Source organism: Pseudomonas sp. R3-57 (assembly GCF_051132065.1).
In the GTDB taxonomy this organism is placed as follows: Bacteria; Pseudomonadota; Gammaproteobacteria; order Pseudomonadales; family Pseudomonadaceae; genus Aquipseudomonas.
The window spans coordinates 256996-275827 of sequence record NZ_CP071655.1; the positions used below are offsets into that span (position 1 = coordinate 256996).

21 protein-coding genes are annotated in these 18832 nt (G+C 60.8%); 10 read left to right on the forward strand and 11 right to left on the reverse strand.

Annotated features, from left to right (window positions below; genetic code table 11):
* Nucleotides 1–91: 91 nt before the first annotated feature.
* Nucleotides 92–1489 carry a NorM family multidrug efflux MATE transporter gene (locus J3P93_RS01130; RefSeq protein WP_434594396.1) on the reverse strand — a complete coding sequence of 466 codons (1398 nt, stop codon included), beginning with the start codon at nt 1487–1489 and terminating at the stop codon, nt 92–94.
* Between the two features lie 156 nt (nt 1490–1645).
* Between J3P93_RS01130 and J3P93_RS01135 the strand changes: the two genes are divergently transcribed.
* The 3 genes from J3P93_RS01135 to J3P93_RS01145 all read left to right on the forward strand — a co-directional run bounded on the left by J3P93_RS01135 (nt 1646) and on the right by J3P93_RS01145 (nt 6168).
* Nucleotides 1646–2566: a LysR substrate-binding domain-containing protein gene (locus tag J3P93_RS01135; protein WP_203419982.1), complete on the forward strand. Its 921-nt coding sequence runs from the start codon at nt 1646–1648 to the stop codon at nt 2564–2566.
* Between the two features lie 190 nt (nt 2567–2756).
* Nucleotides 2757–4733, forward strand: a complete 1977-nt coding sequence (locus J3P93_RS01140; RefSeq protein ID WP_258451180.1) for a methyl-accepting chemotaxis protein — start codon at nt 2757–2759, stop codon at nt 4731–4733.
* A gap of 220 nt (nt 4734–4953) precedes the next feature.
* Complete coding sequence (locus J3P93_RS01145) at nt 4954–6168, forward strand: aldose 1-epimerase family protein (protein WP_434594400.1); 1215 nt, start codon at nt 4954–4956, stop codon at nt 6166–6168.
* Here J3P93_RS01145 and J3P93_RS01150 read toward each other — a convergent pair.
* The 4 genes from J3P93_RS01150 to J3P93_RS01165 all read right to left on the reverse strand — a co-directional run bounded on the left by J3P93_RS01150 (nt 6165) and on the right by J3P93_RS01165 (nt 9431).
* Nucleotides 6165–7658: a YifB family Mg chelatase-like AAA ATPase gene (locus tag J3P93_RS01150; RefSeq protein WP_434594403.1), complete on the reverse strand. Its 1494-nt coding sequence runs from the start codon at nt 7656–7658 to the stop codon at nt 6165–6167. The two genes, J3P93_RS01145 and J3P93_RS01150, sit on opposite strands and share 4 nt — an antisense overlap.
* A gap of 172 nt (nt 7659–7830) precedes the next feature.
* Complete coding sequence (locus J3P93_RS01155; protein WP_434594405.1) at nt 7831–8001, reverse strand: hypothetical protein; 171 nt, start codon at nt 7999–8001, stop codon at nt 7831–7833.
* Nucleotides 8002–8035: 34 nt separating this feature from the next.
* Entirely contained in the window at nt 8036–8362 is a 327-nt protein-coding gene (locus J3P93_RS01160) for a hypothetical protein (protein ID WP_434594408.1), read from the reverse strand.
* Nucleotides 8363–9170: 808 nt separating this feature from the next.
* Nucleotides 9171–9431, reverse strand: coding sequence for an accessory factor UbiK family protein (locus J3P93_RS01165; protein WP_434594411.1), 261 nt, complete (start codon nt 9429–9431; stop codon nt 9171–9173).
* 414 nt (nt 9432–9845) lie between these two features.
* On the opposite strand from J3P93_RS01165, the gene glnK reads away from it, so the two are divergent.
* The 4 genes from glnK to sutA all read left to right on the forward strand — a co-directional run bounded on the left by glnK (nt 9846) and on the right by sutA (nt 12628).
* The gene (glnK, locus tag J3P93_RS01170) at nt 9846–10184 is read left to right on the forward strand and encodes a P-II family nitrogen regulator (RefSeq protein ID WP_002555808.1); all 339 of its coding nucleotides are present in this window, start codon (nt 9846–9848) and stop codon (nt 10182–10184) included.
* Between the two features lie 36 nt (nt 10185–10220).
* The gene (locus tag J3P93_RS01175; RefSeq protein WP_093097049.1) at nt 10221–11558 is read left to right on the forward strand and encodes an ammonium transporter; all 1338 of its coding nucleotides are present in this window, start codon (nt 10221–10223) and stop codon (nt 11556–11558) included.
* 216 nt (nt 11559–11774) lie between these two features.
* Entirely contained in the window at nt 11775–12200 is a 426-nt protein-coding gene (locus tag J3P93_RS01180; RefSeq protein ID WP_434594414.1) for a secondary thiamine-phosphate synthase enzyme YjbQ, read from the forward strand.
* Between the two features lie 101 nt (nt 12201–12301).
* Nucleotides 12302–12628 (forward strand): transcriptional regulator SutA, encoded by a 327-nt coding sequence (sutA, locus tag J3P93_RS01185; protein WP_434594417.1) that lies wholly within the window; start codon nt 12302–12304, stop codon nt 12626–12628.
* A gap of 182 nt (nt 12629–12810) precedes the next feature.
* Here sutA and J3P93_RS01190 read toward each other — a convergent pair whose 3' ends face one another.
* Genes J3P93_RS01190 through lptM form a run of 6 tightly spaced genes read right to left on the reverse strand, consistent with a single transcriptional unit; the run spans nt 12811 to nt 17417 of the window.
* Complete coding sequence (locus J3P93_RS01190) at nt 12811–13518, reverse strand: HAD family hydrolase (protein ID WP_434594420.1); 708 nt, start codon at nt 13516–13518, stop codon at nt 12811–12813.
* Entirely contained in the window at nt 13515–14414 is a 900-nt protein-coding gene (xerC, locus tag J3P93_RS01195) for a tyrosine recombinase XerC (protein WP_434594423.1), read from the reverse strand. The genes J3P93_RS01190 and xerC overlap by 4 nt, the downstream gene beginning before the upstream one ends.
* A gap of 2 nt (nt 14415–14416) precedes the next feature.
* On the reverse strand, nt 14417–15142 hold the full coding sequence (locus tag J3P93_RS01200; RefSeq protein WP_434594426.1) for a DUF484 family protein: 726 nt from the start codon (nt 15140–15142) through the stop codon (nt 14417–14419).
* A 13-nt stretch (nt 15143–15155) separates the two neighbouring features.
* Nucleotides 15156–15986 carry a diaminopimelate epimerase gene (gene dapF, locus J3P93_RS01205; RefSeq protein ID WP_434594429.1) on the reverse strand — a complete coding sequence of 277 codons (831 nt, stop codon included), beginning with the start codon at nt 15984–15986 and terminating at the stop codon, nt 15156–15158.
* Nucleotides 15987–15989: 3 nt separating this feature from the next.
* A complete protein-coding gene (gene lysA / locus J3P93_RS01210; RefSeq protein ID WP_434594432.1) occupies nt 15990–17237 on the reverse strand; it encodes a diaminopimelate decarboxylase in 1248 nt (415 codons plus the stop codon).
* Nucleotides 17238–17246: 9 nt separating this feature from the next.
* Nucleotides 17247–17417 (reverse strand): LPS translocon maturation chaperone LptM, encoded by a 171-nt coding sequence (gene lptM / locus J3P93_RS01215; protein ID WP_090287444.1) that lies wholly within the window; start codon nt 17415–17417, stop codon nt 17247–17249.
* 306 nt (nt 17418–17723) lie between these two features.
* Here lptM and cyaY point away from each other — a divergent pair, with 306 nt between their 5' ends.
* The 3 genes from cyaY to rnk all read left to right on the forward strand — a co-directional run bounded on the left by cyaY (nt 17724) and on the right by rnk (nt 18831).
* Nucleotides 17724–18056, forward strand: a complete 333-nt coding sequence (gene cyaY, locus J3P93_RS01220; protein WP_203419969.1) for an iron donor protein CyaY — start codon at nt 17724–17726, stop codon at nt 18054–18056.
* A gap of 4 nt (nt 18057–18060) precedes the next feature.
* A complete protein-coding gene (locus J3P93_RS01225) occupies nt 18061–18285 on the forward strand; it encodes a DUF1289 domain-containing protein (protein ID WP_434594436.1) in 225 nt (74 codons plus the stop codon).
* 126 nt (nt 18286–18411) lie between these two features.
* Nucleotides 18412–18831 carry a nucleoside diphosphate kinase regulator gene (gene rnk, locus J3P93_RS01230; RefSeq protein ID WP_434594437.1) on the forward strand — a complete coding sequence of 140 codons (420 nt, stop codon included), beginning with the start codon at nt 18412–18414 and terminating at the stop codon, nt 18829–18831.
* The last annotated feature ends 1 nt before the right edge of the window (nt 18832 follow it).

Here is an 18832-nt window from a genome sequence, read left to right on the forward strand (position 1 = left end):
GCCTTCGCCTGCTCGCGATAGCGGTGTGTCAGATAATCATGATTTGTCTGACACACCGCTATCGCGAGCAGGCGAAGGCCTACAAGGGATCTCAGTCGGCTTGGGCGACGGTGTACGGGCTTGAACGCTCAGGATCGCGCCGAATCATCCGCTGCATCTTCCACTCAAACGCCAGCGTCAGGCTCACCGCCGCGCACGCCAGCCCCAGCGCCAGGCCCCACCAGACCCCGGTCGGCCCCCAGTTCAGGTGAAACGCCATCCACCACGCCGCCGGCGCGCCGATCAGCCAGTAGCAACCGAGCCCGACCAGAAACGTAGTCTTGGCATCCTTGAGCCCGCGAATACAGCCCATGGCGATCGTCTGCGTGCCATCGAACAGCTCGAACCAGGCCGCCACGGCCAGCAGGCTCACCGCGAGGCGGATCACCTCGGCAAACGCCGGGTCGTCATGGTCGAGGAACAACCCGACCAACTCGTTCGGCCACAGCCAGAACACCAGGGCAAAACCGAGCATCACCACAGCACCGAAGGCGATGCCGACGCGACCGGACATCCGCGCATCAATCAGTTGCCCGGCGCCGTAATGCTGGCCGACGCGCATGGTGATGGCGTAGGACATCCCGGCCGGCACCATGAATGCCACCGAAACGATCTGCAACGCGATCTGGTGCGCGCCCATTTGCGTACTGCCCATGGTGCCCATGCACAGCGCGGCGAAGGCAAACAACCCTACTTCCACCGCATAGGTGCCGCCGATTGGCAGGCCGAGGCGCCACAGCTCCTTCAGGTACTGCCGGTTGGGCCGCGCCAGCCCGGCACGCAGAGGGTAAGCGTCGTACGCCGGATGCCGACGGATATGCCAGGCCAGCGCCAGTGCCATGCAGTTGGCAACGATTGCCGTAACCAGGCCGATACCGGTCAGCCCGAGCTGCGGCAGGCCGAACATGCCAGTGATCAAAGCGTAATTGAGCAGGAAGTTGGCCACGGTGCCGGCGAGGCTGATGACCATCACTGGCGTCGCCCGGCCGATCGCACTGGTGAAACCGCGCAAGGCCATGAAGCTCAGATAGCCGGGCAGGGCGAAGGGCAGGGCGATCAGAAATTGCCCGGCGGCGTTGACGTTGGTTTCCGTCTGGCCAAACAGCAGCAACACCGGTTTGAGGTTCCACAGCAACAGTCCGGCGCCCAGCGCCATCAGCCACGCCAGCCACAAACCGGCCTGGGTCAGGCGCGCGGCGCCGATGATATCGCCGGCACCTTGCCGGATCGCCACCAGCGTGCCGACGGCGGCGATTACGCCGATGCAGAAAATCGACACGAAGGAATAGCTCGCCGCACCCAGGCCGCCACCTGCCAAGGCCTCCGGGCTAAGGCGCGCCATCATTAGCGTGTCAGTCAGCACCATGAGCATGTGCGCCAACTGGGAAGCGATCAGCGGCCCGGCCAGCCGCAGAATGGCCCAGAGTTCGTTACGCACAGGATGCTGCATGTCATCACCACTCGATTCGGAGGGAACAGAAGACCGTCGATTCTCGGCGCGTGAGCGTGATTGCACAAAGGGATAAAAAGGATGGGTGGCATGATTAAAACTCATCCAGCGCCGATTCTGCTAAGTTGGCTGCATCCCGCCACTGGAGCTTTGCGCATGTCCCGTCGCCTTCCACCGTTGTATGCCCTGCGCGCATTCGAAGCGGCGGCGCGGCATAGTTCGTTCACCCGCGCTGCTGAAGAGTTGTCGATTACCCAGAGTGCAGTGAGTCGACATATCCGCACACTCGAAGAGCATTTCGCCTGCCGGTTGTTTCAGCGCAGCGGGCGCAATCTGCAACTGACCGAAGCCGCGCGGCTTTTACTGCCGGGCATTCGCGAAGGCTTCACCGCGCTGGAGCGCGCCTGCAATACCTTGCGTGCCGAAGACGACATCCTGCGCATGAAAGCGCCATCGACCCTGACCATGCGCTGGCTGCTGGCGCGCCTGAGCCGCTTCCGGCATTTGCAGCCGGGCAACGAAGTGCAACTGACCAGTGCGTGGATGGACATCGATTCGGTGGATTTCAATGATGAGCCGTTCGATTGCGCAGTGCTGCTGAGCGACGGCCATTTTCCGCCGGATTGGGAGGCCAGCCTGTTGTTTGCCGAGGAGTTGATCCCGGTCGGCGCGCCCAATCTGCTCAACGACCAGCCGTGGGACGTAGCGCGGCTGGCCAGCACCGAATTGCTACATCCGACCCCGGACCGTCGCGACTGGCGCAGTTGGCTGGAATGTATGGGGTTGTCGGACCAGGTGTCGCTCAAGGGCGGGCAAGTGTTCGATACCTTGGAGCTGGGAATGATTGCTGCGGCGCGCGGCTACGGCGTATCGATGGGCGATCTGTTGATGGTCGCCGAAGATGTCGCCCAGGGACGTCTGAGCCTGCCGTGGCCGACGGCGGTCGCCAGTGGCCTGAATTATTACCTGGTGTGGCCGAAAACCCGGCCGGGAGGTGAACGTTTGCGCCGCCTCAGCGACTTCCTCCAGGGCGAAGTCCGCGCCATGGAACTGCCAGCGGTGGCGCGCTTGAGCTGAAACGTTGGAGCGGCGACAATGCAGGCCTTAAGCCATACCCACGTTGCGCGCTCAAGTATTCGGATTCACCGCCGACTATGAGCAAGTGGAACCGTCGTGCCGGTTCCAGGCTGCACCCCCATTATTAGAATATTTTCCCGGGCATTTACCGCGATCAAGGAGGATTCGGTGGCTCGGCCAGGAGCTGTTCATGTCTCAACCTCGTGCTCGGATCGCCTCGCAGCTGGGCCTCGCCCTCGCCGTGATACTGGCGATTGTCATCAGCGGCAGTACGGTGTTCGCCCTGCGTTCGCTGGATTCTGCCAACCTCGCCACCCGTGAAGAGCATCTGGCCAGTGAGGCGCGGCTGCTGGCCGACCAACTGAGCACGTTCCACGGCACCTTGCGTGAAAGCACCCTGCGCCTGAGCGGCTTGTTCGAAAAGCGCTTCGGCAGCGGCCTGAGCGTGCACCCTGACCAGCCCGTGACCGTGGCCGGCGTGCAGACCCCGGGCCTGCATCTAGGCAACGAAGTGCTGAACAACAACTTCAAGGAAGTCGACGAGTTCAAGCAGATGACCGCCGGCGTGGCCACGGTATTCGTGCGCAGCGGCGAAGACTTCATTCGCGTCAGCACCAACGTCAGCAAGCAGGACGGCACGCGCGCCATCGGCACCGTGCTCGACCACGCCAACCCGGCGTACGCGAAGTTGATGGCGGGGCAGAGTTACGTCGGCCGCTCGCTGTTGTTCGAGCGCTATTACATGTCGCAGTACACGCCGGTGCGTGACGGCAGCGGCAAGATCATTGCCGTGTTGTATGTCGGCTTTGATTACACCGACGCGCAGAACGCCCAGTTCGCCAACCTCAAGCGCTTCCGCATCGGCCAGACCGGCTCGCTGGCCCTGCTCGACGAGCAGAACAAATGGCTGGTGCCGATCGCCGGTGTCGAGTCGCTGGACCAGGCGGTGCCAGCCATCAACGCACTGGTGAAAACTCCGGGCAAGGGTGAGTTCTGGAGCGATCAGGGCGAAGACTTCTACAGCATTGCCGTGCCGTTCGAAGGTGGCCCTTGGTCGGTGGTGGCGAGCATGCCGAAAGCCGAGATTCGCGCGGTGACCTGGAGCGTCGGCACGCAACTGGCGATTGGCAGTCTGCTGGCGATGTTGCTGGCGGTCGGTTCGGTGGTCTGGCTGCTGCGCAGCAAACTGGCGCCGTTGAGCGATCTGGTGCGGCAGGCCGAAGCGTTGGGCGCGGGCGATCTGAGCGTACGTCTGAACGTGTCGAGCAACGATGAAATCGGTCAGTTGTCCCGTGCGTTCAACCAGATGAGCCAGGCCTTGTCGACCATGGTCGAGCACATCCGTCGCTCCTCTGAAGAGGTCAACAGCCGGGCGCAGGCGTTGTCCGGTTTGTCCGGCGGTGCCTATGACGGCATGGAGCAGCAGTCCGGCGAGATCACCAGCATGGCCGGCGCGGTGGAAGAGTTCAGCGCGACCTCGCTGAACATCGCCGACAACATGAGCGCCACCCAGCGTCTGGCCCAGGAAAACGCTCAGCAAACGCAGATCGGCCGCAGCTCGATGGAAGAAGCCTCGTCGTCGCTGGAGCAAATTGCTGGCGCCCTCAACAGCACCGCCACCGTAATCAACACTCTCGGTCAGCGTTCCCAGGAAATCGGCGGCATCGTCGGCGTGATTACCTCGATCGCCGAGCAGACCAACCTGTTGGCACTCAACGCGGCGATCGAAGCGGCGCGTGCCGGTGAGCAGGGGCGCGGCTTTGCCGTGGTCGCCGACGAGGTGCGCAGCCTGGCCTCGCGCACCCGTCAGGCCACCGATGAAATTTCCAGCATGATTCACAGCATCCAGCAGGAAACCGGCAATGCAATCAGCACCATGGAGCAGGGCAATGTGCTGATGCAGGAAGGCTTGTCGCGCAACGCCAACGTCGCCTCGGCGCTGGCGCGGATCGATGAGCAGAGCCGTTCGGCGGGCCAGCAGTTTGCCGCGATCACCACGGCGACGCAGGAGCAGAGCAGCACCGCGACGTTACTGAGCAGCAACTTGCAGAGCATTGCGCTGGCTAACAGCGAACAACGCGAAGTGGTTTCCAACCTTGCGGTTACCGCCAAGGAGCTGGAAAAACTGGCGGCGGATCTTCGTTCCGAGGTTGATCGCTTTCGTTGATGCGCCTTCGAAATAGCTTTCGCGAGCAGGCTCGCTCCCACAGTTTTCGGTGTGATTCACAGATTTTGTGAAAACCCGGATCCCCTGTGGGAGCGAGCCTGCTCACGATTGCATCAATGAAGATCTTCGGCAGAACATGCGACCTGTCGTTCTAATGCACTTGCTGAAACGTTTCCGCAGCGCTATATAAATGGCACAACTCCAATAAAAGGCTGCTGCCATGACCCCGCTCAATCTCGCCGTCGCACTCGGCGCACTCTCTGCTGCTTCCCACGCCATGGCCTGGGATTACGTATTGCTCGATAGCACCAAGTCCGCGCAAAACTGGACCATCACCAGCGCGCAATTGGGCGTGAAAACCGACAAACCCTTTTCCGTCAGCCTGCGCACCTTGCATGGCGGCCGGCAGGAAGGCGTCAGCATCGTCGATATCGATAACGGCACCATGAAGCTCTCCGTAGTGCCGACCCGTGGCATGAACGTCTTGCAGGCATCCGTCGGCGACGTGCGCATGGGCTGGGATTCGCCAGTCAAGGAGGTGGTCAACCCGGCCTTCATCGAACTCAACGGACGCGGTGGCCTCGGCTGGCTGGAAGGCTTCAACGAGCTGGTGACCCGCTGTGGCTATGAATGGGTCGGCCATCCGGGCATGGACAATGGTGAGCTGCTGACTTTGCACGGTCGCGCCGCGAACATCCCGGCTAGCACCGTCACCCTGCACATCGACGAAAAACCGCCGTATGCGATCAGCCTGCGTGGCGAGCTGAAAGAGCAGGCGTTCAAGAAAGTCGATTTCTCCGTGGCCACCGAACTGGTCACGGTTCCAGGCAGCGCCGCCTTCAGCCTCAACGATACGCTGACCAACAACGGTGATTATCCGAAGGAATATCAGGCGCTGTATCACAGCAACTTCAGCACGCCGTTTCTTGAGCAAGGCGCCCGATTTGCCGCGCCGGTCAAACAGGTTTCGCCATTCAACGACAAGGCCAAGGGTGATCTGGCCGACTGGCAGACCTATCGCGGGCCGACCAGGGACTACGACGAAACCGTCTACAACGTCGTGCCCTATGCCGATGCCAAGGGGCAAACGCTGACCGTGCTGCATAACAAGGCCGGTAGTGTTGGCGTTTCGGTTGGCTTCAATACCTCGCAGTTGCCGGTGTTCTCCCTGTGGAAAAATACCGATACCCAAGGGCAGGGCTATGTCACCGGGCTGGAACCGGGAACCAGTTTTTCCTACAACCGCCGTTATCAGCGTCCGCTGAATCTGGTGCCGACCATTGCGCCAAAAGCGAGTCAGCAGTTCCAGATCAGTTACAGCCTGCTCGTGGACAAGGGCGCTGTGGATAACGCCTTGAAGCGTGTGACCGAGATTCAGGCCGGGCGTGAAACCGAAGTTCGGCAAGCGCCGCTGGTTGATCTGACCGAGCATTAAGGCGTCGCCGGTCGATATTGCAGTGCCTCGGCCAGGTGCTCGCGGTTGATGGCATCGGCTTGTTCGAGGTCTGCCAGTGTTCGGGCAACCTTGAGCAAGCGATGCGCCGAGCGTAGCGACAGGGTCAAGCGTTCGCAGGCGGTTTCCAGCCAGGTTTCATCGGCTGTGGATAACTTGCAGTGCCGTTTCAGTCCCGGCAAATCGAGAAAGGCATTGGCGCAGCCCTGCCTTTTTTGCTGTCGTTCGCGGGCCTCGGCAACCAACGCGGCAGCACTGGCACTGTCTTCGCCCGGCTTCACCTGCGGGTTCAACGCTGTCGCCTCGCGCGCCACCGTCAGGTGCAAATCGATCCGGTCCAGCAGCGGGCCCGACAGTTTGTTGCGATAGCGCTGGACCATGTCCGGTGTGCACGAACACTTGCCGCTCGGCTCACCAAGATATCCACAGGGACAGGGATTCATCGCCGCCACCAATTGAAATCGCGCGGGAAACCGCACGCGATCCTTGGCCCGGGCGATGACGATATGCCCGGACTCTAACGGCTCGCGCAAAACCTCCAGTACCTTGCGATCGAACTCCGGCAGTTCGTCGAGAAACAGAACGCCATGATGAGCGAGAGTGATCTCGCCGGGTTGCGGCTTCGAGCTGCCACCGACCAGTGCCGGTCCGGATGCCGAATGGTGCGGTTGGCGAAAGGGGCGCTGCGGCCAATGGGTCAGCGGCGCACCGCTGGCGACCGACTGGATCGCCGCCACCTCCAGCGCTTCACTCTCGGCCAGCGGCGGCAGAAGCCCCGGCAGACGACTTGCCAGCAACGTCTTGCCCGTTCCCGGCGGCCCGCTGAACAGCAGGTTATGCGCGCCAGCCGCCGCGATCAGCAACGCACGTTTGGCTGCCATCTGACCCTGCACTTCATTCAAGTCGGGATAGGGCTTGCTGGCATGCATCAAGCCGTCAGACACATACGGCTCGACCGGCGTATGCCCGTTGAAATGCGCCACCGCTTCCAGCAGATGATCCACCGCAAACACCTTCAACCCCGAGGCCAGACACGCCTCCTCGGCATTCGCTCGCGGCACCACTAATGCACGTCCGGCCTTACGCGCCGCCAAGGCCGCCGGCAACACCCCGCGAACCGGCCGTACCGCGCCGGACAACGCCAGTTCGCCCAGACACTCCACCTCATCCAGCGTCAGACACGGCACCTGCACACTCGCCGACAGAATCCCCAAGGCAATCGCCAGATCAAAGCGCCCGCCATCCTTGGGCAGATCCGCTGGGGCCAGATTCAGCGTGATCCGCCGCGCCGGAAACTGCAGCCCGGAATTAATGATCGCGCTGCGCACCCGATCCTTGCTCTCCTTCACCGCCGCCTCGGGCAGCCCGACCATGGTCAGCGACGGCAGACCGTTGGCCAGATGGACTTCGACGGTGACAGCGGGGGCTTCCACGCCAATCTGGGCGCGACTGTGGACGATGGAGAGGGACATGGTCGTTCCTTGAGCTGAATCGGGGGACCGCTTCCTGCGGGTTTTTGAAGGGTAGTCTGGGTAGGCGGCGTTGGTCGGACAGTTTTAAATGCGAACTTTCACTGGATGTTGCTGAAGTACTAATTCTCAGGCACAAAAAAACCGCCTGTCAGGGCGGTCATTTTTGCGGTACTCATATTCCGCCACCGGCGAGCCAACCATCGGGCTCCATTTCCTTGCCATAGGTCGCGGCGACTTTCAAAAAATGACGCTGACTGGCTGAAACTCTGTCCGGCAGACCGAGTGCCTCGATACCCGGTTTGGAAACCGGTGGCGATTGGGTTTTCTGCTTCTTCTGCTTCATAAACACCTCACGTGCCGGGATGCTTGATTCGATCTTATTGGTCGTCCAATGGAAAGACAAGGCGGCCGGTTGTATCAAAATAAAATCCCAGCGTCTGATAGTAAGGGATGGCGCCTGAGTCTGGCTCTTGTACTTCGATTTGCGTGCACCCCAGCTTCCGGGCGTAGAACTCTGTTGTCAGCAATGCCATTGGAGCGATCCAGCCCCGCAAGGTATTCGTCTTGCATGTGTGTCCCTGTAAAAGGACGATTTTCATGCAGATCGTGCTTCTTCGCGGCGTTGCGTAGCACAGTCCGCACAGGTCTTCTTCGTACCAGAACGCCAAGTCCAGCCCTTTTGCATCTTTGGTCTTCCACTCCAAAACAGCGTCCCAAGGATAGCCAACGGGCCGGTCCACTGGTGGAATGCGTTGATTGCTACTGGAGTTATCGGATCGATCCTGAGTGATAGAGCATCAACTCCAGCTGCCAGGGCTTCTGGGTCCATGGACATTGTTTGATGTGCGAGTTTGCGCGATTCAGATTTGAGTGTCTGATTTCGAAGCTCGGTACCTTTGCCTTTTCTTCGCATCGTCTTGTTCTGTCGGGATCAATATGCAGACGATATCGAAGGCATTGCTGCTTACGTAATCAGACGTAGGGGACGGTCCTCGTAGGACTGTGCTTGCGTTAGTGAAGGACGTTGGAGATGGCCAGTTAAGGGTGTGAGAGGGCGGAGAAGCAATACTTTATGTCGGCATGGATGAGTGTTTTGCGCTGCTCTCGATCGTAAATGAGCTTTGACTCCTGAGCGGTACTGAAGGATCCTCCCGCTCGAGGACTGCAACTGCGCATTCGTCGGGACTGGGCACCAGTGAAAGCTCCCCCGCATTTTTGGCAGCAGAGGAAGCTGGTTTCTCTGAAGTAGTGACGACAGGCTAGCCTGTCGGATTCTGAACCCAACGCCCTAAGGCTGGGAGCTAAAGAATCGCTGCGACTACTCCTCCGAACACAAAAAAGGCGTCCTATGGGGCGCCTTTTCTATTTTTCACTCTAGATCTTCTACCGGCGGGGATTGTTGCAGGGCTGCGCATCAGAAGATCGCAGCCTGTGCGAATTCCTGCACCTGAAGCTGAAAGTCGTGCCGACTTTCAATCGCTAGCAGGCGAGCTCCCACAGGGAATTGCGGTGTTATTCCGCAGGCGGCGTCAGCTTCGCTTCCATCTCGGAAACCTTCGCTTCAAGGCTCTCAAGCCGTGCACGCGTGCGCGCCAACACGACCATCTGACTGTCAAATTCTTCACGGCTGACCAGGTCGAGTTTGCTGAAGGCGCTTTGCAGCAGCATCTTGAACTGGCTTTCGATTTCGGCTTTCGGCAGCGGGGTATCGCCGCTGAACAGGCGGGAGGCGGTGCCGCTCAGGGCGTCGAGGAAGTCTTTGGGCGCGAGCATGGTGGAGGTCCTGGAAACAATGACCGGCAGTGTATCACGCAGTGTCTATAGTCAATTCCGTGGTCAGGGATGCACGCTTTTCGCGCAGGCGGACGGACGGCTGCGCACCGTTGTTGTGCGTATCGGCGCGGCGCTTTGCGCGAGAGGGCCTGCGGTAGCGGCCAAGGGACTGAAATCAGGGGATTTTGGCGAGATGGCAAGGTTTCTGCTTAGTCACCCTCGACCCATGCACTGATGCAGTCGCTGTGACGAATGCAGTGCGGCAGACGGAGCGGGGAGTTTCGTCTGGATGCGGTTAGCTGGCGTCAGTCGGGCAGGCAAGGCCGACGATGCGTTACAAAGCCAGGCACTGCGCTTAGACTTGAGTCGGGTTTGTTTTCCTGGGGCAAGTCCACCAATTCGGGAGAGAGTTTCATGAAGCTAGTCACTGCCATCATCAAGCCGTTCAAGTTGGACGACGTGCGCGAGTCGCTGTCCGAAATCGGCGTGCAGGGCATTACCGTTACTGAAGTCAAAGGCTTCGGCCGGCAGAAGGGTCACACCGAGCTGTATCGCGGCGCGGAATATGTGGTCGATTTTCTGCCCAAGGTGAAAATCGACGTGGCCATCGACGACAAGGATCTGGACCGGGTTATCGAAGCGATAACCAAGGCCGCCAACACCGGCAAGATCGGTGACGGCAAGATCTTCGTGGTCAATCTGGAACAGGCGATCCGCATCCGTACCGGCGAAACCGATACCGACGCGATCTAAGCCGCCACAAACCCCAACGCCCCAGGAGAAAACAATATGACTCTGCGTAAATTCGCAGGGCTAGGAGCCCTGTTGTCCATCGTAATGCCCGGCCTTGCAATGGCGGCAGACGAAGTGGCGGCCCCAGTCCTCAATTCCGGCGACACTGCCTGGATGCTCACCTCGACAGCCCTCGTGCTGTTCATGACCATTCCCGGCCTGGCGCTGTTCTACGGCGGCATGGTCCGCTCGAAAAACATTCTTTCCGTGATGATGCAGTGCTTCGCCATTACCGGTCTGATCAGCATCCTGTGGGTCATTTATGGCTACAGCATTGCGTTCGACACCACCGGCATGGAGCAGGGCGTCGTCAATTTCAATTCGTTCTTCGGTGGCATGGGCAAGGCGTTCCTCGCCGGTGTCACGCCTTCGAGCATTACCGGCCCGGCGGCGCTGTTCCCTGAAGCGGTGTTCATCACCTTCCAGATGACCTTCGCGATCATCACCCCGGCGCTGATCGTCGGTGCGTTCGCCGAGCGCATGAAGTTCTCCGCGATGCTGATCTTCATGGGCATCTGGTTCACCCTGGTTTATGCGCCGATCGCGCACATGGTCTGGTCCGGTAACGGCGGTCTGATGTGGGACTGGGGCGTACTCGACTTCGCCGGCGGCACCGTGGTGCACATCAACGCCGGTATCGCCGGTCTGGTGGCGTGCCTGGTACTGGGCAAGCGCAAAGGCTTCCCGACCACCCCGATGGCTCCGCACAACCTCGGTTACACCTTGATGGGCGCGGCCATGCTGTGGGTCGGCTGGTTCGGCTTCAACGCCGGTTCCGCTGCGGCTGCCAACGGCACTGCCGGCATGGCGATGCTGGTCACTCAGATCGCCACCGCCGCTGCGGCGCTGGGCTGGATGTTTGCCGAGTGGGTCACCCACGGCAAGCCAAGCGCACTGGGCATCGCCTCGGGTGTGGTTGCCGGCCTGGTGGCAATCACGCCGGCCGCTGGCACCGTGGGTCCGATGGGCGCACTGGTGATCGGTCTGGCGGCAGGCGTGGTGTGCTTCTTCTGCGCCACCACCCTGAAGCGCAAGCTCGGTTATGACGATTCCCTGGACGCGTTCGGCGTGCACGGTATCGGCGGTATCCTCGGCGCGATCCTCACCGGTGTGTTTGCAGCGCCTGCACTGGGCGGCTTCGGCACCGTGACCGATATTGGCGCACAGGTCTGGATTCAGATCAAAGGCGTCGGCTTCACGGTGATCTACACCGCGATCGTCACCTTCATCATCCTCAAGGTCCTGGACGCGGTGATGGGTCTGCGCGTGACCGAGGAAGAAGAGTCGGTCGGCCTCGATCTGGCACAACACAACGAACGCGGCTACAACCTGTAAGTACGCGCAGCAAAAAAAATTGCCCGGCTCGCCGGGCATTTTTTTGTCCGTGATTTGTCACTGTGAGAGCAGCTGAAAGGATTTTTCGTACGGCTTTGGTCGTGTTTACCCGTGGCGTTTTCACTCGGCGAATGGCTTACATCACAGTGGGAATATTAGGCTCTTTGTTTTTTCCCAGAGCGCGCTAGAATGCGCCCCGAACGTGCGGAGAACTGTATGTGGCAACAGACTCTGATAACCCTGCGGGCACGGCCCCGGGGCTTTCATCTGGTAACGGATGAGCTGATCGAAAACCTGCCTGAACTCAGGCAGTGTCGGATCGGTCTGTTGCATTTGTGGCTGCAGCACACCTCGGCGTCGTTGACCATCAACGAGAACGCCGATCCGGCGGTACGTCGCGACTTCGAACGATTTTTCAATCGTCTGATCCCACAAGGAACAGACGGCTATGAGCATAACGACGAAGGCCTGGACGACCTCCCGGCGCACTTCAAGGCCAGCGTGCTTGGCTGTCAGATCAGTCTGCCGATTGCGGCAGGTCGCCTGGCACTGGGAACCTGGCAAGGCGTTTATCTGGGCGAGCACCGTGATCATGGCGGTGCCCGTAAAGTCCTCGCCACCTTGCACGGTGAAGGGGCATGAACCGTTGGTCATCAATGGTTACCGATTTTTTCCGGCGACTTTCGACAGTCGCCAAAGCTGGTCTATAACTAATCTGCTTTTCGCAAGTCATGAGGTAGAACATGAGCGACGATGATCTGGAAAACGACGACCTCGAAGTAGGCGACGAAGACGAGGCCGAAGAAGGTCTGGAAGCAGCAGCGGAAGACGTTGCTGAAGACGATGGCGGTGACGAGACGCCGGCCCCGGCTGCCAAAGGCAAAGCCAAGGCTGCGGTGTCGGTGGATGAGTTGCCGAGTATCGAAGCCAAGAACAAGGAGCGCGACGCCCTGGCCAAGGCCATGGAAGAGTTCCTTGCGCGCGGTGGCAAGGTGCAGGAAGTGGAGGCCAATGTGGTCGCCGATCCGCCCAAGAAGCCGGACAACAAGTACGGCAGCCGCCCTATCTGAGGCGTGTCGCTCGCTTGAAAAAGCCCGCCGTCGCTGCGGGCTTTTTCATGTCCGAATCAAATGGAGCGGCCACCAAAATCCCCTGTAGGAGTGAGCCTGCTCGCGATAGCGGTGTGTCATTCAATTAGATGTATCTGATACAACGCTATCGCGAGCAGGCTCACTCCTACAGGGGAACTGTGTCAGTTCGAAGGAGCATTCCAGCGTGCGAGCACGGCTGGCAATTCCGTCAGGCTACGGATTTCGGCATCCGGCAAGCGATCAGCTTCCCAGGCCTTGCCCGCCGGGTTAAACCAGATCGCCCGCAACCCGGCCTGCTGAGCCCCGGCAATGTCATCGCCCGGATGATCGCCGATATGCACGGCGGTTTCGGCAGTGGCACCGCCACGCTGCAGCGCCTCATGAAACAGCCGCGCATCCGGTTTGGCGATGCCGATATCTTCGGCGCACAAGGCAAATTTGAAGAAATCCGCCAGCCCCAGTCGGCGCACATCGGCATTGCCGTTGGTGACCACGCCCAGCGCGTAATGATTGGCGAGGATCTCCAGCACCGGTTGGACTTCGGGGAACACCTCAATCTGGTGCCGCGCATGCAGGAACACTTCAAACGCCTTGTCCGCCAGCTCCGAGGCCTCGACGTGGGCGTAGCCGGATTCTTCCAGCGCATGCAACAGCACGCGCCGGCGCAAGGCGCTGATGCGATGTTTCAACCCGGGTTCGCTGCTGAGCACACGCTCGCGAATCGCCCACAGATGCTCGACCGGCACCGCGCCCAGATTCGCTGCGTGCTCGGCAAGCCACTCACGCAAGACGGTTTCGGCGCTGGCGATCACCGGCGCGGTATCCCACAAGGTGTCGTCGAGGTCGAAGGTGATCAACTGAATGCTCATGAATCATCGCCTTTCATGCGTTTGGCCCGGGGGTGGGCACTGTCGTAGACCGCGGCCAGGTGCTGGAAGTCCAGGTGGGTATAGATCTGCGTGGTCTTGATGTCGGAATGGCCGAGCAATTCCTGCACGGCGCGCAGGTCCTGCGAGGATTCCAGCAAGTGGCTGGCGAAAGAATGCCGCAACATGTGCGGGTGCAGGTTCTGCCCCAGCTCGCGTTCGCCAGCCAGTTTGACGCGCACCTGAATCGCTCGCGGGCCGAGGCGCCGGCCTTGCTGGCTGACGAACACGGCGTCATCCGCCGGGTTGGTCATCGCTCGCAGCGGCAGCCACTGTTCGATCGCTTCGCGGGCCTTTTTACCCACCGGCAACAGGCGGGTTTTACTGCCCTTACCGAGCACCTGAACCATGCCGTCGGCCAGATCGAGTTGATCGAGATTGAGCCCGGTCAGTTCGGAAAGGCGCAGGCCCGAGGAATAAAACAGTTCGAGAATCGCCTGATCGCGTCGTGCCAGAAAATCATCCTCAACGGCGCCTTCGAGCAGTTGCAGCGCTCGATCGGTATCCAGCGTTTTCGGCAAACGACGTTCACCTTTCGGTGGCGCCAGACCAGTGGCCGGATCGTGCTCGCAGAGACCTTCACGGTTTAGATAGTGATAGAGCCCGCGCACGGCGGAAAGCAGGCGGGCGAGACTGCGCGAGGACTGGCCCTGCGCATGCAGGCGCGCGATCAGGCTGCGCAGGCGCTGGATATCCAGCGCCGCCCAGCTGCCGATGTTCTGTTTGATGCACCAGCCGAGGACTTTATCGAGGTCGCGGCGGTAGGCCGACAGTGTGTGCGGCGACACCTGGCGCTCACTGCGCAGGTGCTCGCAGTAAGCGTCCAGTTGCCGTTCCATGTTCAGCGTACCGAACGCAGGGAGTTGTTTACCCGTGGCAGCACGCGGCCCATGACTTCGGCGATGTAGCTGAGAAACAGCGTGCCGACCGAGCTTTTGTAATGCTGCGGATCACGGCTGGCGATCGCCAGAATGCCATGGATACCTTGATGGCTGACCGCGACCACGGCGGTGGAGCCGATCTGCTTGCGCTGTTCTTCGCCGAAGAGGAAATCCAGCTCGTGCTCGCGCAGGCTGCCACTGACACTTTTACCTTCAGTGAGCAGGCCGCCGATGGCGACCTGCGCGTCGGCGTGAGTGACCCAGCGACCGACCGGTGCCGGGTTGTCGCCGAGCAGGATCAGGCTGACAAACGGCACCTGGAAATCCTGGCGCAGACTGTCTTCGACACTGATCACTACGTCTTCCAGGCTGGAAGCGTCCATCAGGGCGAGGATCAGCCGGCGGGTCTTGTCGAACAGACGATCGTTATCGCGGGCAACGTCCATCAGTTGCGAGAGGCGGTGACGCATTTCGATGTTGCGATCACGCAGGATGGTCATCTGTCGCTCGACCAGCGACACGGTGTCACCGCGACGGTGCGGGATGCGCATGGCCGGCAGCAGTTCTTCGTGCTCGACGAAGAAGTCCGGATGAGCCTCGAGGTAGGCGGCGACTGCTGCCGCCTGCAGATTCGCGGACGCGGATTCGTCGGACTGTCGGGCGGGTACCTGAGGCTTATCGGTCATGGTTTCTGCTCACTCAAAGACGCACTTGTCCTTCGTATACACGCACTGCCGGACCGGTCATCAGCACCGGTTGGCCGGGACCGGCCCACTCGATGGACAGACGCCCGCCGGGCAGGTCGATCAACAGCGGCGAATCCATCCACCCCTGGCTGATGGCCGCGACGGCCGCCGCGCAGGCGCCGGTGCCGCAGGCCTGGGTTTCCCCGGCGCCGCGTTCCCACACGCGCAATTGCGCACGGTGGCGGTCGATGACCTGAAGAAAACCGACATTGACCCGCGCCGGAAAGCGCGGATGGTGTTCGATTTTCGGCCCCAGCTCATGCACCGGTGCACTGTTGATGTCCTGCACACGCAGTACCGCGTGCGGGTTGCCCATCGACACGGCCGCCAGTTCGACCGTGGTGCCGTCGACTTCCAGCTGATAGCTGCTGGCCTGCGCTGGCGCGTCGAACGGAATGTCCGCCGGCACCAGGCGCGGCGCGCCCATGTTGACGCCGATCTGGCCGTCGTTACGCACGTCCAGTTCGATGATGCCGCCCTTGGTCTCGACGCGGATCTGCCGTTTCGCAGTCAGGCGCTTGTCGAGCACGAAGCGGGCGAAGCAGCGCGCACCGTTGCCGCACTGCTCGACCTCGGAACCGTCGGAGTTGAAGATTCGGTAACGGAAATCCACGTCCGGGTTGCTCGGGGCTTCGACGATCAGCAACTGGTCGAAGCCGATGCCGGTATGGCGGTCGCCCCATTGCTTGGCGTGTTTGGGCTGAATGTGCGCGTGCTGGCTGACCAGGTCGAGAACCATGAAGTCATTGCCCAGGCCGTGCATTTTGGTAAAACGCAGCAGCATGGGTTACTCCGGCAGCAGGCTTTCGCCGGCAAACAGCTCGGCCACGGTTTCGCGGCGGCGCACTTCAAAAACCTGATCACCGTCTACCAGCACCTCGGCGGCACGGCCGCGGGTGTTGTAGTTGGAACTCATGACGAAGCCGTAGGCACCGGCCGAGTGCACGGCCAGCAAGTCGCCTTCGGCCAGTGCCAGCTCACGGTCCTTGGCGAGGAAGTCGCCGGTTTCGCAGATCGGGCCGACGATGTCATAGGAGCGCGCGGCGGTCTCACGCGGCTTGACCGCGGTGACATCCATCCACGCCTGATACAGCGCCGGGCGGATCAGGTCGTTCATCGCCGCGTCGACGATGGCGAAATCCTTGTGTTCGGTGTGCTTGAGGTACTCGACCTGCGTCAGCAGCACGCCGGCGTTGGCAACGATGAAACGGCCCGGCTCGAACACCAGCGCCAGATCACGGCCTTCGAGGCGTTCGCGGACAGCTTTGACGTAGTCGGCGGCCAATGGCGGCTCTTCATCGCGGTAACGCACACCCAAACCACCACCGAGATCGATGTGGCGCAGGTGAATGCCGCAATCGCCGAGGCGGTCGACCAGATCCAGCAAACGGTCGAGGGCATCGAGGAATGGCGGCAGCGTGGTCAGTTGCGAACCGATGTGGCAGTCGACGCCGACCACTTCCAGGTTCGGCAGATGCGCGGCGCGCACGTACACGTCTTCGGCGCCGGCAATGGCGATGCCGAACTTGTTCTCTTTCAGACCGGTAGAAATGTACGGGTGGGTGCCAGCATCGACGTCCGGGTTGACGCGCAGTGAAACCGGCGCGCGCACGCCCAGCTCGGCGGCGACCATTTGCAGGCGCTCGAGCTCGTCGGTGGATTCGACATTGAAGCAGTGCACGCCGACTTCGAGGGCGCGACGCATGTCGTCACGGGTCTTGCCGACGCCGGAGAAAACGATCTTGTCGGCGCTGCCGCCAGCGGCCAGCACACGCTCCAGTTCACCGCGCGAAACGATGTCGAAACCGGCGCCGAGACGGGCCAGGACATTCAATACGCCGAGGTTGGAGTTGGCCTTGACCGCAAAGCAGACCAGATGCGGCATGCCGGCCAGCGCATCGGCATAGGCCAGATACTGCGCTTCGATGTGCGCGCGCGAGTAGACATAGGTCGGGGTGCCGAAGCGGTCGGCGATGGCCGACAGCGCCACACCTTCCGCGAACAGCTCGCCGCCGCGGTAGTTAAAAGCGTCCATGGCGATCCCTTAGTAAACGTCGTGCTTGTGTGCTTTGGACGGTTGCTTTTGCGACGATTGGGCTTGTTCGGCCGGGTCCTGATTGTCATCGGGCAAGTACAGCGGGCCTTTTTGACCGCAGGCCGAAACGAGGCAGGCAACCGCGACGAGCGCAGCAAGGGAAGAGATCAGGCGCTTCATGGCGAAATCCTTGAAAATGCGTTAATTGCGCCGGAGTATACCGGCCACCCGGCAGCTTGCCTATGTAATGGCCCTCCCGTCTGGCGGGGCTTGCGCAAACCTCTGTAGGAGTGAGCCTGCTCGCGATAGCGGTGTGTCAGCCGGCAATGATGTTGAATGTACCGGCCATTCGCGAGCAGGCTCACTCCTGCAAGGATAAGTGTTTGAAGTGGGAAAGGCGCTTGGTCGTTATCCTTTGCAATCGGCTGGCAGCGTCCGTATCTTTCGGCGCTTGAGCCTGATCAGACAATTTTTGAGGTTGCCGCAATGAGTTTGTCCGAAGCCCGTTTCCACGATCTGGTCGATGAAACCCAGGAAAAACTGGAAGACATCTTTGATGAAAGCGACCTGGACATCGACCTGGAAGTCTCGGCCGGTGTGCTGACGGTCAAGTTCGAAAACGGCAGTCAACTGATCTTCAGCCGCCAGGAGCCGCTGCGTCAGCTGTGGCTGGCGGCAGTATCCGGCGGTTTCCACTTCGACTACGACGAAGAAAGCGAGCGCTGGATGTGCGACAAGAGCGAAGAGCAATTGGGCGAGATGCTCGAGCGCATCGTCAAGCAGCAGGCTGGCGCTGAATTCGATTTCGAAGGCCTGTGATTCTGTGACTGATTCTGCTCCGGTGCGTGCGCCGAAACCGCTCTACAGCAACATCAGCCCAGCCGTGCCTTCGCCGTGCAGTGGCGTGTGTCGGCTGGACGAGCAGAAAGTCTGTCTCGGCTGCTTTCGCCATGTCGAAGACATTCGCGAATGGCGTTCGGCGGATGATCAGCGGCGCCGGGTCATCGTCGCCCAGGCGTCACAGCGCAAGCTGTCCAGTGGGGCGTGACTTGTATATTTTTTGAGCTGTGATAGTGTCCGGACACGCCTCAACCCATCGAGGCCTGGTAAAAACCCCGTCTTTTTTGGCGGGGTTTTGCTTTTTTTGTGCAGAAGAAAGGAGTCTGCCCGGATCATGACCGCACCTTCCATCACCCTTACCCGTCTGGACGTGCAACGTCTGGAGCGCTTGATCGACAGCCTGAGCGAGAAAGACCAGGCTGCGCCGGGCGTGATCGCGCTGCAAACCGAACTGGATCGCGCCGACACCGTGGTCGGCCACGATGAAGTGCCGGCTGACGTCGTGACCATGAATTCCCGCGTGCATTGCCGCGAAGAAGGCAGCGGCAAGGATTACCACTTGACGCTGGTCTATCCCAAGGACGCCAACGCCGATGAAGGCAAGGTCTCCATTCTCGCCCCGGTGGGCAGTGCGCTGCTGGGCCTGAAGGTTGGTCAGCACATCGACTGGCCAGCCCCGGGTGGCAAGACCCTCAAGCTGACCCTGCTGGAAGTCGAGTCGCAGCCGGCCAACGGTGGCGCTTTTACCGAATAAG

Excerpts from the sequence above, each read along its gene's own strand:
- J3P93_RS01180 (WP_434594414.1), top strand. The coding sequence starts at position 11,775 with ATGTGGCAACAGACTCTGATAACCCTGCGGGCACGGCCCCGGGGCTTT.
- cyaY (WP_203419969.1), top strand. The coding sequence starts at position 17,724 with ATGAGTTTGTCCGAAGCCCGTTTCCACGATCTGGTCGATGAAACCCAG.
- J3P93_RS01200 (WP_434594426.1), bottom strand. The coding sequence starts at position 15,142 with ATGACCGATAAGCCTCAGGTACCCGCCCGACAGTCCGACGAATCCGCG.
- xerC (WP_434594423.1), bottom strand. The coding sequence starts at position 14,414 with ATGGAACGGCAACTGGACGCTTACTGCGAGCACCTGCGCAGTGAGCGC.
- J3P93_RS01135 (WP_203419982.1), top strand. The coding sequence starts at position 1,646 with ATGTCCCGTCGCCTTCCACCGTTGTATGCCCTGCGCGCATTCGAAGCG.
- J3P93_RS01165 (WP_434594411.1), bottom strand. The coding sequence starts at position 9,431 with ATGCTCGCGCCCAAAGACTTCCTCGACGCCCTGAGCGGCACCGCCTCC.
- J3P93_RS01175 (WP_093097049.1), top strand. The coding sequence starts at position 10,221 with ATGACTCTGCGTAAATTCGCAGGGCTAGGAGCCCTGTTGTCCATCGTA.
- J3P93_RS01145 (WP_434594400.1), top strand. The coding sequence starts at position 4,954 with ATGACCCCGCTCAATCTCGCCGTCGCACTCGGCGCACTCTCTGCTGCT.
- J3P93_RS01150 (WP_434594403.1), bottom strand. The coding sequence starts at position 7,658 with ATGTCCCTCTCCATCGTCCACAGTCGCGCCCAGATTGGCGTGGAAGCC.
- J3P93_RS01155 (WP_434594405.1), bottom strand. The coding sequence starts at position 8,001 with ATGAAGCAGAAGAAGCAGAAAACCCAATCGCCACCGGTTTCCAAACCG.
- glnK (WP_002555808.1), top strand. The coding sequence starts at position 9,846 with ATGAAGCTAGTCACTGCCATCATCAAGCCGTTCAAGTTGGACGACGTG.
- J3P93_RS01130 (WP_434594396.1), bottom strand. The coding sequence starts at position 1,489 with ATGCAGCATCCTGTGCGTAACGAACTCTGGGCCATTCTGCGGCTGGCC.
- J3P93_RS01140 (WP_258451180.1), top strand. The coding sequence starts at position 2,757 with ATGTCTCAACCTCGTGCTCGGATCGCCTCGCAGCTGGGCCTCGCCCTC.
- lptM (WP_090287444.1), bottom strand. The coding sequence starts at position 17,417 with ATGAAGCGCCTGATCTCTTCCCTTGCTGCGCTCGTCGCGGTTGCCTGC.
- dapF (WP_434594429.1), bottom strand. The coding sequence starts at position 15,986 with ATGCTGCTGCGTTTTACCAAAATGCACGGCCTGGGCAATGACTTCATG.
- sutA (WP_434594417.1), top strand. The coding sequence starts at position 12,302 with ATGAGCGACGATGATCTGGAAAACGACGACCTCGAAGTAGGCGACGAA.
- rnk (WP_434594437.1), top strand. The coding sequence starts at position 18,412 with ATGACCGCACCTTCCATCACCCTTACCCGTCTGGACGTGCAACGTCTG.
- J3P93_RS01190 (WP_434594420.1), bottom strand. The coding sequence starts at position 13,518 with ATGAGCATTCAGTTGATCACCTTCGACCTCGACGACACCTTGTGGGAT.
- lysA (WP_434594432.1), bottom strand. The coding sequence starts at position 17,237 with ATGGACGCTTTTAACTACCGCGGCGGCGAGCTGTTCGCGGAAGGTGTG.